Origin of the sequence: Novosphingobium ovatum (genome assembly GCF_009909235.1) — a bacterium.
Lineage (GTDB): Bacteria > Pseudomonadota > Alphaproteobacteria > Sphingomonadales > Sphingomonadaceae > Novosphingobium > Novosphingobium ovatum.
Genome location: NZ_JAAAPO010000006.1, coordinates 61,363 through 74,164, shown reverse-complemented (window position 1 = coordinate 74,164; position 12,802 = coordinate 61,363). Strand labels below are relative to the sequence as shown.

Sequence of the window (12,802 nt, the reverse complement as noted above, 5' to 3'; positions counted from 1 at the left end):
TTGCAAGGTATGGACTTCTAGTTGATCATGGGGGAGCCTAGTGATGAGCTTCCAGTTTGACAGCCATACCCCCTTTGGGTCCCTCTCCCCCCTACCTCTTTTTTCTCAGGGCCGTTGCGCGGCTGCCCACGTCGATACCTGGGCCACTAAACCTGAGGGTTGGGCTAGGTGCTTCCGGCTTTCTGCTTACCCGACGCGGATCGCGTCCGATCAAAATGACTTTCGTCATTTCCGAAAACGCCCAGTTCAATTTTGCTTCGGGGAGATCGCATTGGCGTTCGGAGGCGGGACGAAGGTGAAAACATATAATTGTGTTGTGACTCAAAAACGTGTATTTGCTGATTCGTGTAGTTAAGGAGGTCAAGATGGTGAAAAATAAAATCAAGGAATTCAGAAAGAAGGCAAAGCTGACTCAGCGTGAGTTGGCCAAACTTGCCGGAACCAGCCAGCAGCAAGTTCAAAGGCTGGAGGCTGGGGTGCAGTCGGCCAGACTCCAAATGGCGGAAAGCCTCGCGAATGCGCTCAATTGTTCGGTGCACGCGCTATTTCCGGCCGAAGCGTCTGGCCGGGGCGCTATTCAGTCCCCAAAGAGCATTGCTGGCAGAGCGGTCAAGCCCGACGACGAGGGTTACGAAATGTGCTATCGGGAAATGCAGTTGCAGCTCAGCAATGGACTGGGATTCAAGCTGCGTATTGAAGATCGAGAGATGGACCGGATCCGAGCCCATGTCTTGAATTGTGATGACGAAAAGGATGCATTTTTCCTGGTTAGCACGCCTCAGGAAACCTTTGCTTTCAACCAATCTGTGATCAATCGGATTGTGTTTGACTTTGAAGAATACCTCAATGTTCTCGATGACGAAATTGCCGACGGCATCCGGGAGCAGGAAGGTTTAAAAATCTGGTTTAAAGGGCAAGATGTTGCTGAGTGCTTTGGCGTTGATGCTGATGATTTCTACCAATCTGAAGAGGTTGGTCCTCTTGCCAGTTTGATGATGGAGTTGGATTTTTACGAAGGTGATCGTGGGACCATCAACTTTGAGACCATAGACGACGAGGAGATTGCACTCTTTCCTCGGAAAATTGCCGCGATTTCTCTACCGAACCAGTTTTTGTCAAAAGAGTTGGCCGATGCCCAAAGTGAAGGCTTTGCTGAAGACGAGGAGCTTTGACGGCACATTGAACCGGGGTGATGGCGACAATTGTGCAGATTAACTCGGGACGGAGGGGGCAGCCGGAAACTGGGCGGGGTCAGGTGACTGCATCCCCATTTTTGGGCGCGGATGCCAAATAATCAGCCCAATCTTGCATCAGTTCGCGCCTACGCTCAATCGCTGTGGTCCGGCGATAGGCTGCCATGGCCTTATTTTTGATGACGTGCGCCAATGCCAGCTCAGCCAAGTCCTCTGGGTGCTTAGTGGCATCCCCGACCCAGTCGCGAAAAGTGGACCGAAAGCCGTGCACGGTCACGTCCTCAATTTTCATCCGACGCAACACAGTTGCCATTGCCATATTTGATAAGCCGCTATCTTTGTTGCGGAAGATGAAGCCCTTCCGCTGACTTTCGTTCGGCTGAATTTGCAGCAGCAGCCCGAAAGCGGCGCCGCTGAGAGGGACGATGTGCTCGCGCTCCGCTTTCATCTTTGCGGCTGGTATGGTCCAGATCTTTTCCTTGAGATCAATTTCCTCCCACTGGGCTTCGATGACGTTGCCCGTGCGAACAGCGGTTAAAATGAGAAACTCCAATGCCTTGGCTGCGACTCCGCCCCGGCCTTGCAGTTGACCGATGAATGTCGGTGCCTTTAGATAAGGTAGGGCGCGATGGTGTCCCCTCGAAAGTTTCCCCTTTTTGGGCAAGAGCAACTCAAGATGGCCCCGCCATTGGGCCGGATTTGCAGCATCCTTCGGGCGAAATCCTTGCGCCTTTGCGGCACTGAGGATTTTTTCGATCCTGTTCCGAACACGGTCTGCCGTTTCCGGAACCTTGGACCAGATAGGGCGCAAAACCTTCAGGACGTTGTCCGTGCTGATCTCGTCGACAGGCAGATCCGTGAGGGAACTGCAATAATCGCGGAGAGTGTTTCGCCATTGCTGCCTGTGCTTGCTGTTTTTCCAGCCCTCTTCAACGCTTGAGATGTAGTCGTCCGCGAATTTGCCAAAGGTTGGAATGGCAATCGCATCAGAGAGCGCCGCCGGGGCAATAACGCCTTTGGGGTCGCGGTTCGTCGCCACTGCCTCGCGCATTTTTTCCGCGATTTCGCGGGCCTTCGCGAGTGTCAGCGACGCATATGGGCCCAGACCAATTTCCTTGCGACCGCCACCACCTTTTCCGGTCATGAACACCCAGGATTTTGCCCCTTGCTTGGTAATCCGCAGGTAGAGGCCGCCGCCGTCAGAGTGGCGGCCGGGCTCCTTGAGGTGCTGAATCTTCTTGGCGTTCAAGAGGTGGATTGGGCGGGACATACCATCCTTTCAGTGGTTGACGATGCCCACTTTCATGCCCACTAAAAATCTGGATGTCAACGGAATGGATGGGTTCTGCGTGAACCATGGTGAACGCTATGTTAATATTAATGCAATGATATATAGAGATAAAATGGATGGATCTGGTCGAGCGTGGACGATCATGAACAAGGTAGTTAGGCGGACTCCCGCTCCGCCACCTGGGTATTTCACCCCGTCGAAATGCACGGTAATCAACCTTTGGTGTCCCATAAAATGCGAGGGGACAATGGGCCGTCTCAGCGCCACTTGCGTCAAGGCTGATCGGGCGCCGGGGCGCTCCGATGACGACCGATTTTGCCTTGTCGTCGCGCCCGGCGGCGGCTGAGGCGTCGGTTTGCCGGGGCCTGAAATGGGCCACGCGCAAACTGGGGCTTCGGGCGGGCACGCCATGCTTTTCCCCCGCTGCCCTTGCTGTCCAGTCAGGTCGCGATGCTGATGAATTCGCGCCAATGCTGTTTGCCATAATTGGTTGAAGTGACTGAATCCGCCGTGGGTTCAGGGTGTTTGGCAAGGATGTCTGGCTCGCATCGTGCCGTGCGGGCGGAGCGGTGGGACATGCGCGGCTTGGGATATTACCGCAGGGCATAACAGGATCAGCATAATCTATTTCCCTTTATAACCGATGCCGGTCAAAACCGAGCCATTGCGCAATGGCAAATGGCGCGACAATGGGGGGAAGCGCATGAAGGGATCTTGCCCATCGGGCCAGAGGCAGGCTGTTGCCTTTGCCCGGCCTGCTGTCTGGCCTGACCATTCAAGGCGCCTGTGAGGCAGCCGATGCGCCGTATTCCCAGCCTTGCCGCCCTGCGCCAATTCCGCCTGCTGGCCCAGACCAGCAGTTTTAGCCGCGCGGCCGAACTGGCGCATGTCACACAGCCGGCCTTGTCGCGCACGGTGCGACTGCTGGAAGAGGAACTGAACGCGCGCCTGTTTGACCGGGACCGGCGGCGGGTGACCATCACCCCGGCGGGCGAAGCGCTGTTGCGGCTGACCGAACGCCTGCTGGACGATGCCGAGGACGCCTTTGGCGAATTGGGGCAAGTGTTGGCCGGCGCGCGGGGGCGGGTGGCGCTGGGGGTTCTGCCTTCGTTTGCGGTGGGGGGATTGCCCGCGATCCTGCGGGGCTATTGCGATGCCTGGCCGGGGGTGGATGTGGCGGTGCACGAGGGGCTGGCGGGCGCGCTGTTTGAACGGCTGCGTGACCGGCAAGTGGACATCGCCGTCACCACCCCGCCCGATGCCGGAGTGGAGACTTTCGCCTTTCAGCCTTTGTGTGATGACCCTTGCGCGCTGGTCTGCCGCCGGGGCGAGGCGCCCGATCAACCATCTTGGCACAGCTTTCTGGAGGCACCCTTTATCGCTATGGCGCCGCACAGCAGCGTGCGGCAATTGACAGATGCGGCCTTTGCCCGTGCCGGAATTGCGCCGCGCCCGATGTATGCCTGTGCCCAGCCCGCGACGGTGGGGGCGTTTGTCGCGGCGGGGCTGGGGTTCAGCGCCCTGCCGCTCTCGACGCGGCCGATGGTGGCGGGGCATGATCTGGAATGGCACCTGCTGGACGATCCACAGGCGCGGCGCGTCATCGGCGTGGCGCGGCTGGCGGGGCGAACGCTATCACCTGCCGCGCGAAATTTGTGGGCGGCGCTGATAAAAGACAAGGGGTAGGGATATGCTGGCGCTTGCCGGGTTGATGATTGTGGTGGTGATGCTGGCCGCGATCCTGACCAACCGTTTGTCGCCCTTGGTGGCGATGATCCTGATACCTGTGCTGGGGGCGGTGCTGCTGGGCAAAGGGGGCGAGGTGCCCGCCTATGTCGTGGCCGGAATTGCCAAGATCGCGCCGGTGGCGGGCATGTTTGTCTTTGCCATCCTGTTTTTTGGCGTGGTGTCGGATGCGGGGCTGTTGGCGCCGCTGGTGCGCGGCGTGCTGCGGCTGGTGGGGCGGCGGCCCGCGCGCGTCACGGTGGGGACGGCGGCGCTGGCGCTGTTGATCCATCTGGATGGATCGGGCGCGGTGTGCTTCCTGATCACCATCCCGGCGCTGTTGCCGCTGTATGACCGGCTGGGGATGGACCGGCGGGTGCTGGCTTGCTGTGCCTCGCTGGCGGCGGGGGTGAATTTCCTGCCGTGGACCGGGCCGACGATCCGGGCGGGGGCGGCGCTGCATCTGCCGGTGGGGGATATTTTCACCCCGATGCTGCCGGTGCAGGCGGTGGGGCTGGTGTTTGTCTTTGGCGCGGCATGGTGGATGGGCCGCCGCGAGGAAGCGCGGCTGGGCCTGCGGGCAGACGCCGCCAGTCTGCTTGAACCGCATGCCGATATGGCCGCGCTGGGCGATCCCGCGTGGCAACGGCCTCGTCTGTTCTGGGTCAATCTGGCGGTGACGGCGGTGGTGGTGGGGCTGATGGTCGCGGGCAAGGCCGAGCCGGTGGTGATCTTCATGGGCGGCACGGCACTGGTACTGGCGATCAATTACCCCCGCGCCGAAGACCAACGGCTGCGGATAGAGGCCCATGCGCGGCCCGCGATGCTGATGGCGGGCGTGCTGTTCGCGGCGGGGGCCTTCACCGGCATCATGAACGGCGCGGGGCTGATCAAGGCTTTGGCGCAGGCCAGCGTTGCCATGGTGCCGCAGGCATGGGGCGGGGCGATCCCTGTGGCGCTGGCGCTGGTAGCGATGCCGCTCAGCCTGCTGTTTGATCCCGACAGTTTCTATTTCGGCGTGTTGCCGGTGGTGGCGCAGGTGTCGGGCCATTTCGGCGTGGCCCCGGCACAGGTGGCACAGGCGGCCTTGCTGGGCGTGCACACGGTGGGCTTTCCGGTCAGCCCGCTGACGCCCGCGACCTTTCTGGTGGCGGGGCTGTCGCGGATCGAATTGGGCGCGCATCAGCGCTTTGCCTTTCCGTGGTTGTACGCCGCCTCGCTGGTGATGGTCGTGGCGGCGGTTGTGATGGGGCGGTTGTGATGGGACGGGCAAGCATTCGCATCGGCGCGGGGGCGGGCTTTTCGGGCGATCGGATCGACCCTGCGGTGGAACTGATCACGCGTGGGGAACTGGATTTCCTGTGCTTTGAATGTCTGGCCGAACGGACGATCGCGCTGGCGCAACTGGCGCGGGCGCAGGACCCCGATGGCGGGTATGACCCTTTGCTCAAGGCGCGGATGCGGGCCTGTTTGCCAGAGGCCGTGGCGCGCGGGGTGCGGATCGTCACCAATATGGGCGCGGCCAATCCGCTGGCCGCGATGCGCGCGGCGCTGGCGGAGGCGCGCGATCTGGGGTTGCATGGGCTGCGCATGGCGGCCGTGCTGGGCGATGATGTGTTGCAGGCGGTGACAGGACAGGATCTGCCGCTGATCGACCGGCCGGGCCGGCTGGGCGACATCGCGCCACAGGTGGTCTCGGCCAATGCCTATCTGGGGGCGTTTCCGATTGCCCGTGCGCTGGATCAGGGGGCGCAGGTGGTGTTCACCGGGCGGGTATGCGATCCGGCGCTGTTTCTGGGGCCGATGATCCATGCCTTTGGCTGGGCGGTGGATGACTGGACGCGGCTGGGGCGTGGTACGGCGGTGGGCCATCTGCTGGAATGTGCGGGCCAGTTGACCGGCGGCTATTTCGCCGATCCGGGGGTAAAGGATGTGGCCGATCTGGCGCGCTTGGGCTTTCCCTTGGCGGTGGTGGAGGCCGATGGCCACGCCACGCTGACCAAGGTGGCCGGGACGGGCGGGTGTCTGACCGTTGCCACCGCCAAGGAACAGTTGATGTACGAGATTTTGGACCCTGCCGCCTATCGACAGGCCGATGTGGTGGCCGATTTCACCGGTATTACCCTGACGCAGACAGGCCCCGATCAGGTCCGCGTGACGGGCGCTGACGGGCGGGCGCGGCCTGCTGAGGTCAAGGTTTCGGTCGGCTATCGTGATGGCTTTATTGGCGAGGGGCAGATCTCCTATGCAGGGCAAAGCGCGGTGGCGCGGGGGGAATTGGCCATTGCCATCATCCGCGAGCGGCTGGCGCTGTTGCAGGCGCCGGTGGATGAATTGCGCTGTGATCTGATCGGGGTGAACGCGGCCAATGTGACCGCCCATCGCCCAGCCCCGGCAGAGGTGCGGGTGCGGATCGCGGGCCGCGCCGCCAGTGCCCAGGCCGCCCGCATCATCCCGGCTGAGGTCGACGCGCTGTATCTGAACGGCCCGGCGGGCGGGGGCGGGGTGACGACCAGCCTGCGCGAGGTGGTCGCGGTCGCTTCGGTGCTGTTGCCGCAGGGGGCGGTCGTGCCCACCATCCTGCATGAGGTGGCGTGATGCGGCTGGGTGAGCTGGCCCATGCCCGCACCGGGGACAAGGGCGACACCTCGCAGATCTGTGTTTTTGTCCATCATCAGGCCGATTATCCGCGCCTGCTGCGCCTGTTAACCGCGCCCCGGGTGTCGGCTCAGCTGTGCGGCCTGTCGGTGGAACGGGTGGAGATCTATCCGCTGCCCGGATTGGGGGCGGTCAATCTGGTGCTACATGGCGCGCTGTCTGGCGGGGTGACACGCTCGCTGGCACTGGACGCCCATGGCAAGACGCTGGGCATGCAATTGCTGGATATGGAGATCGGGGAGGATGACAATGCGTGAACGGCTGAAGGGCGCGGGGCTGGTGGCGGTGGCGCTGATGGGGGCGGGCATGGCGGCAGGCGGAGCGCAGGCGCGCGTCACCCGGCTGCATATCGACAGCCGCGCCGCCCTGCCGGTCAAGCCGGGCGAACGGCCCTATGAAATCATTCAGGGCACGTTCGAGGGCGAGTTGAACCCTGCCGATCCGCATAATGCGGGCATCACCGATCTGGTCGCCGCGCCGCGCGATGCGCGGGGGCAGGTGGTGTACCGCGCCACCTTTGCCATTGCCCGCCCGGTGGAGCGGGGCAGCGGGGTGCTGTTCTATGACGTGCCCAATCGTGGCAATGGCCGTGTTGCCCCGGACGAGGATGGGCATATCCGCGTGATCAGCGGCTGGCAGGGGGATCTGGATCCCGCGCCGGGCCGCCAGACGCTGACCGCGCCGGTGGCGGCGGGTGTGACGGGCATGGCCTTTGCCCGCTTTACCGACATGGCGCCGGGCACCACCAGCTTGCCGCTGGTAGGCGGGATTGGCGTGCCGGTGGCGCGCCCGTTGGCCGCTGATCTGGACACCCGTCATGCCCGCCTGTTCAGTCAGACATCGGACCGCGCCCGCCCGGTGGAGATCGCGGCCGACCAATGGGCCTTTGCCGATTGCCGCAATGCGGCCTTCCCCGGCACGCCAGACCCCGCGCGCATTTGCCTGAAGGGCGGGTTTGATCCCAAATTGGCCTATGGTCTGGCCTATCGCGCGCGCGATCCGCGTGTGTTGGGGGTGGGCTTTGCCGCCACGCGCGATTTCAACGCCTTTTTGCGCCATGCGCGGGCAGATGATGCGGGCACGCCCAACCCGTTGGCGGGCGAAGTGCGCTGGAGCGTGGCGGCGGGGACGTCACAATCGGGCAATTACCTGCGCAGTTTTCTGAATCAGGGGTTCAACGCCGACGAATCCGGGCGGCGCGTGTTTGATGGGGTGAATGCCAATATTGCCGCGCGCCATGTGCCGCTGAACGTGCGCTTTGGCGTGCCGGGCGGGGCTGCCAACCTGTACGAGGTCGGCAGCGAGGGCGTGCTATGGTGGACGCCCTATGCCGACACCGCGCGCGGGCGCGGCACGCACAGCCTGCTGGACCGGTGCAAGGCCAGCCATACCTGTCCGGTGGTGATGGAAACCTTCGGCTCGGCCGAGTTCTGGGGATTGCGCATGTCGCCGGTGCTGGTGGGCACGGGGCGGCCGCGCGATGTGCCGCTGCCCGCCAATGTGCGGCGCTATTACTTTCCGGGCGTGACGCATGGCGGGTCGATGGCGGGGGGAATTTCGCTGGATGGGGACAAGCCGTGGCCGGGCGCGCCCGCCTGCTCGCTGGCGATGAACCCCAATCCCTCGGCCGCCACCATGCGCGTGCTGATGCGGCGGCTGGTGGCGTGGGTGCGCGAAGGCAAGGCGCCGCCGCCCAGCCAATACCCTCTGCTGGCGCGGGGCGATCTGGTGGCGCCCAATGCCCGCGCGATGGGCTGGCCGGCCATACCCGGCGCGCCGCGTCCTGATGGGCTGATCAACACCATGCTGGATTATGATCTGGGGCCGGGCTTTCGCTATCGCGATGTGGCGGGCGTCATCACGCGCCAACCGCCGGTGATCCGCCGCGTGATCCCCTCGCTGGTGCCGCGCGTTGATGCCGATGGCAACGAGGTGGGTGGGGGCATCCCCTCGGTCCAGCATCAGGTGCCGCTGGGGACCTATCTGGGCTGGAACGTGCTGGCGCAGGGCTATGGCGCGGGGGGCGAATGCGGCTTTATCGGCGGCTACATCCCCTTTGCCCGCACCCGTGCCGAGCGGCTGGCCAGCGGTGATCCGCGCCCCTCGGTGGAGGAGCGTTATGGCAGCCATGACGGCTTTGTCGCGCGGGTGCAGGCCGTGGCGCAACGGCAGGTGCGCGATGGGTGGCTGCTGCCTGATGACGCCGCGCGCCTTGTGGCACAGGCTCAGGCCAGCGACGTGCTGAAGCCACGCCCCTGATCCGGTCCGGGGCCAATTGGCATCCCGTTTTTCGGCCCGCTCCCTATGACATGTGGGAGTGGGCCTGCGCGCGCCATTGTTTAGATTATCGATCGTTGAACGAAAAAGGACGTGACGGCCTGAATCCGCGCGTCCGGCGAAGCCTGTGGTTGGGAGACGGATGATGAGTGAAGGTCTCAAGTGGGATCTGGAGGTGGATGTTGCCGTCCTGGGTTCGGGCGGCGCGGCACTGACTGCGGCCGTTTCGGCGCATGACTTTGGCGCCAAGGATGTGGTGATTCTGGAAAAGACCGGCATGGTTGGTGGCACCACCGCGATGTCGGGCGGCATGCTGTGGATCCCGAACAACCACCACCAACAGGCGCTGGGCGTCCCCGACAGCGATGAGGAGGTCGTGGAATATCTCGATTCGCTGGCGCCCGGTCAGCTGGATCCCGAAACGCTGTGGGCTTTCATGCAGAACGGCCCGGAAATGCTGCGCTATCTGGAGGACAAGACCCCGGTGCGCATGTCGGCCTTTGCCGATTTCCCCGACTATCAGCCCTATTCGCCCGGTGCCAAGCCGGACGGCGGCCGCAGCCTCGACAATGATGCGTTCTCGTTCGCGCGTCTGGGCAAGGCGGCGGGGCGCGTGAACCCCAGCAAGATGGCCTATCCCCTGCGCGGCAGCCTGATGGAGGCGATCCGCGGTTCGTTGAGCGAGGCCGAACTGGCTGAGCGCGAGGCGGGCGACTATCGCGGTCTGGGGCAGGCGCTGATCGGCGCGCTGTATCTGGCGGTGCTGGAGCGCAACATTCCGGTCGAGTTTGAAAAGCGCGCCCGCCGTCTGGTCAAGGATGGCCACCGCATCATCGGCGTGGTGTGCGAAGATGCCAGCGGTCGTGAATTTGCCGTGCGCGCCCGTCGCGGGGTGGTGATCGCTACCGGCGGCTTTGAATGGAACGAGGCGCTGGTCAAAACCTTCCTGCGCGGCCCGATGACCGGCCCCGTCAGCGTTCCCGAGAACGAGGGCGACGGCCTGATCATGGCGATCGAGGCGGGGGCGCAACTGGGCAACATGCAGAACGCCTTCTGGCAGCAGAGCGTGCTGGAAATGAAGCCCCAGCGCGGCGCCAAGCCCAACTATCTGCTGGGTTCGGACGAGCGTGCGCGCCCCGGCGCCATTCTGGTCAACCGCAAGGGCAAGCGTTTCATCAACGAAGCCACCAATTACAATGCCATGGGCAAGGCCGTGGTGGCGTTTGACGCGGGCGAACATACCTATCCCAACCTGCCCTATTGGCTGGTCATCGATCAGCGCAACAAGGACAAGTATCAGACCTTTAACGCGGCGCCCGGCGCGCCCGCCCCGTCCTTTATGGTCAAGGGCGACACGCTGGAAGAGCTGGCCGAAAAGGCGGGTATCGATCCGCAGGGGCTGGTCGCCACGGTTGAGCGCTTCAACCAGATGGTGCGCAACGGCAAGGATGAGGATTTCCACCGTGGCGAGAACACCTACGACAACTTCTATATGTGGGGCGACATGGATTTCGAGCCGCCCTATCGCACGCTGGGCGTGATCGATCAGGGCCCGTTCTATGCGGCCAAGATGGAATCGGGCGCGCTGGGCACCAGCGGTGGTCCCAAGACCAATGCCGATGGGCAGGTGCTGGACTGGAACAACAATCCCATTCAGGGCCTGTATGCGGCGGGTAACGTCATGGCGGGCGTGCTGGGCGAAGTGTATGGCGGCGCTGGCGGTACGCTTGGGCCGGGCCTGACCTTTGGCTATATCGCGGGCAAGCATCTGGGCCAGCATCTGGCCAACGTCTGATCCTGTGATCCCGGCCGGTGGGCGGCGATGCCCATCGGCCGGGGGCGGCAGGCACGAACTGCGCAATAGGACAGGTTGGAAGGTGGCGGCGAATGGATGCACCATGACGCCACGAACTCTGGGCGCACCCGCCGGGTGTGGGCATCAGGGCGGCGCTGCTCCTTGGCAGGCCTGACATAAGGATAAAACACATGGGACGGTTGGACGGAAAGGTCGCGGTCATTCTGGGCGCGTCGGATGAACGCAGCATGGGCTTTGCCACGGCCCGCCGCTTTGCCGAGGAGGGGGCCAAGGTGGTGCTGGCGGCGCGGCGCGGGGATGCGGCGTCGGCACTGGCCGCGCGTGTGGGCGGCATTGGCGCCACCTGTGACATCACCAGCGAGGCTGACCTGGAGGCGCTGGCCGCCCTGGCGATCAACACCTATGGCCGGTTGGACGTGGCGGTGAACTATTCGGGCGTGGATGTGGCCGAACCGGTGCTGCAATCCACCGCCGAGGGCCTGCGCAAGTCGAGCGAAGTGCATTTTGTCGGCGCGGTGCTGTTCATCAAGCAGATGGCGCTGGCCATGGCGGATGGCGGCTCGATCATCACCACTTCGTCGATGACGGTGCTCAATCAGGCGCCCAATTACGCCGCCTATGCCGGGGCCAAGGCGGGGGCGGACACCGCTGTGCGCATCGCCGCCAACGAGTTGGGTGAGCGTGGCATCCGCGTCAACAGCATCGCGCCCGGCTTTACCCGCAGCGCCATGACCGACGCCTATTTCGAGATGGAAGCGGTGACCAAGGCTTTTGCCAAGGAAATCCCGCTGGGCAAGTTTGTCACCGTGGAGGACATTGCCGAAACCGCCCTGTGGCTGGCGGCCGAGGCGCGGTCGACCACTGGGCAATTGATCGACGTGACCGGCGGCCAGACGCTGCGCCGCGTGCCGCTGCCGATTGATTTTGCCTGATCGGGCAGGGCGGGCGGCGGCGTAACGCCGTTGCCCGCCCGCCTGTGCATCGCGCGGCCGCCCGGATTGCTTTGGGACATGGGGCCGTGCAAACAAGGGGCATGACAGAGGTTCCCTTGATGGTTGGCCACGCCGATAATGGGCGTGCGTTGACCCCCCGGCAGGCCGAGCGCCGCCAGCGTATTTTTGCCAGTGTGCGTCAGTTGATCACCGCTCATGGGTGTGATGCGGTCAGTATGCGCGCGATTGCCGCCGACAGCGGCGTTACCGAAAAGACCCTGTTCAACATTTTCGGCAGCAAGGACCGTCTGCTGGCCGCCGCCGCATTTGAGCGCAGCGCCAGCGTGTTTGGTCAGGCCGAGGCCATGTCGCCCGAGCCGGGCTGGCCCCGATTGATCGCTTTGTGCGATTCGGTCGCCAGCGTCACACTGGAGGCGCCCGACACCGCGCGGGCCTTGGCTGTGCCGGTGATTGACCATCTGGCGCTGACGGGTTTGGACCGATTGTACAATCGGCATGTGGGTGATGCGCTGCGGGTAATGTTGGCGCAGGGGTTTCTGGCGGGGTCGGCACCGGTCGATCTGCTGGCCTATCTGGTGCAGTTGGGGATGGTGTCGGGTGTCGGCTTTTGGGCCAAGGGCGATGTGCAGGATGCTGAATTGGCTGACTATTTGCGAATGCGACTGGCTGAAACGCTAATGCCTCATGCCAAGGCGGGCGCGCCGGCCGTGCGTAACGCTATCACCACCGCCCAGCGCGCTTTGGCCGCGCGGTTCGCGCCGCCGGGCTGACCTGACCTTTTTTATAGCGCGCTGTAATTATCTTTGACAGATCGCGGCACAGCCCCTCATATTGGCCTTAGTTAAACTAAGGTCGGGAAGGGTGTGTGAACGGCGCGCCCGCGTATCCA

General features: G+C 63.6%; 10 protein-coding genes. 9 read left to right on the top strand and 1 reads right to left on the bottom strand.

The window, feature by feature from the left end; all coding sequences use genetic code 11:
- Positions 1 to 365: 365 nt before the first annotated feature.
- The gene (locus tag GTZ99_RS14695) at positions 366 to 1,172 is read left to right on the top strand and encodes a helix-turn-helix transcriptional regulator (RefSeq protein WP_161720214.1); all 807 of its coding nucleotides are present in this window, start codon (positions 366 to 368) and stop codon (positions 1,170 to 1,172) included.
- Positions 1,173 to 1,251: 79 nt separating this feature from the next.
- Here GTZ99_RS14695 and GTZ99_RS14690 read toward each other — a convergent pair whose 3' ends face one another.
- The gene (locus GTZ99_RS14690) at positions 1,252 to 2,463 is read right to left on the bottom strand and encodes a tyrosine-type recombinase/integrase (protein WP_161720212.1); all 1,212 of its coding nucleotides are present in this window, start codon (positions 2,461 to 2,463) and stop codon (positions 1,252 to 1,254) included.
- Positions 2,464 to 3,282: 819 nt separating this feature from the next.
- On the opposite strand from GTZ99_RS14690, the gene GTZ99_RS14685 reads away from it, so the two are divergent.
- From GTZ99_RS14685 to GTZ99_RS14650, 8 genes are all read left to right on the top strand, one after another.
- Complete coding sequence (locus GTZ99_RS14685) at positions 3,283 to 4,170, top strand: LysR family transcriptional regulator (protein WP_161720210.1); 888 nt, start codon at positions 3,283 to 3,285, stop codon at positions 4,168 to 4,170.
- 4 nt (positions 4,171 to 4,174) lie between these two features.
- Positions 4,175 to 5,470: a CitMHS family transporter gene (locus GTZ99_RS14680; RefSeq protein ID WP_161720208.1), complete on the top strand. Its 1,296-nt coding sequence runs from the start codon at positions 4,175 to 4,177 to the stop codon at positions 5,468 to 5,470.
- Positions 5,470 to 6,807: an acyclic terpene utilization AtuA family protein gene (locus tag GTZ99_RS14675; protein WP_161720206.1), complete on the top strand. Its 1,338-nt coding sequence runs from the start codon at positions 5,470 to 5,472 to the stop codon at positions 6,805 to 6,807. The genes GTZ99_RS14680 and GTZ99_RS14675 overlap by 1 nt, the downstream gene beginning before the upstream one ends.
- The gene (locus GTZ99_RS14670) at positions 6,807 to 7,124 is read left to right on the top strand and encodes an AtuA-related protein (protein WP_161720204.1); all 318 of its coding nucleotides are present in this window, start codon (positions 6,807 to 6,809) and stop codon (positions 7,122 to 7,124) included. The genes GTZ99_RS14675 and GTZ99_RS14670 overlap by 1 nt, the downstream gene beginning before the upstream one ends.
- Entirely contained in the window at positions 7,117 to 9,126 is a 2,010-nt protein-coding gene (locus GTZ99_RS14665) for an alpha/beta hydrolase domain-containing protein (RefSeq protein ID WP_161720202.1), read from the top strand. The genes GTZ99_RS14670 and GTZ99_RS14665 overlap by 8 nt, the downstream gene beginning before the upstream one ends.
- Before the next feature lie 163 nt (positions 9,127 to 9,289).
- The gene (locus GTZ99_RS14660) at positions 9,290 to 10,939 is read left to right on the top strand and encodes an FAD-binding protein (RefSeq protein WP_161720200.1); all 1,650 of its coding nucleotides are present in this window, start codon (positions 9,290 to 9,292) and stop codon (positions 10,937 to 10,939) included.
- A 191-nt stretch (positions 10,940 to 11,130) separates the two neighbouring features.
- Positions 11,131 to 11,892: an SDR family NAD(P)-dependent oxidoreductase gene (locus tag GTZ99_RS14655; protein ID WP_161720198.1), complete on the top strand. Its 762-nt coding sequence runs from the start codon at positions 11,131 to 11,133 to the stop codon at positions 11,890 to 11,892.
- A gap of 101 nt (positions 11,893 to 11,993) precedes the next feature.
- Positions 11,994 to 12,683, top strand: coding sequence for a TetR/AcrR family transcriptional regulator (locus tag GTZ99_RS14650; protein ID WP_161720196.1), 690 nt, complete (start codon positions 11,994 to 11,996; stop codon positions 12,681 to 12,683).
- The last annotated feature ends 119 nt before the right edge of the window (positions 12,684 to 12,802 follow it).

Excerpts from the sequence above, each read along its gene's own strand:
- GTZ99_RS14695 (WP_161720214.1), top strand. The coding sequence starts at position 366 with ATGGTGAAAAATAAAATCAAGGAATTCAGAAAGAAGGCAAAGCTGACT.
- GTZ99_RS14690 (WP_161720212.1), bottom strand. The coding sequence starts at position 2,463 with ATGTCCCGCCCAATCCACCTCTTGAACGCCAAGAAGATTCAGCACCTC.
- GTZ99_RS14685 (WP_161720210.1), top strand. The coding sequence starts at position 3,283 with ATGCGCCGTATTCCCAGCCTTGCCGCCCTGCGCCAATTCCGCCTGCTG.
- GTZ99_RS14680 (WP_161720208.1), top strand. The coding sequence starts at position 4,175 with ATGCTGGCGCTTGCCGGGTTGATGATTGTGGTGGTGATGCTGGCCGCG.
- GTZ99_RS14675 (WP_161720206.1), top strand. The coding sequence starts at position 5,470 with ATGGGACGGGCAAGCATTCGCATCGGCGCGGGGGCGGGCTTTTCGGGC.
- GTZ99_RS14670 (WP_161720204.1), top strand. The coding sequence starts at position 6,807 with ATGCGGCTGGGTGAGCTGGCCCATGCCCGCACCGGGGACAAGGGCGAC.
- GTZ99_RS14665 (WP_161720202.1), top strand. The coding sequence starts at position 7,117 with ATGCGTGAACGGCTGAAGGGCGCGGGGCTGGTGGCGGTGGCGCTGATG.
- GTZ99_RS14660 (WP_161720200.1), top strand. The coding sequence starts at position 9,290 with ATGAGTGAAGGTCTCAAGTGGGATCTGGAGGTGGATGTTGCCGTCCTG.
- GTZ99_RS14655 (WP_161720198.1), top strand. The coding sequence starts at position 11,131 with ATGGGACGGTTGGACGGAAAGGTCGCGGTCATTCTGGGCGCGTCGGAT.
- GTZ99_RS14650 (WP_161720196.1), top strand. The coding sequence starts at position 11,994 with ATGACAGAGGTTCCCTTGATGGTTGGCCACGCCGATAATGGGCGTGCG.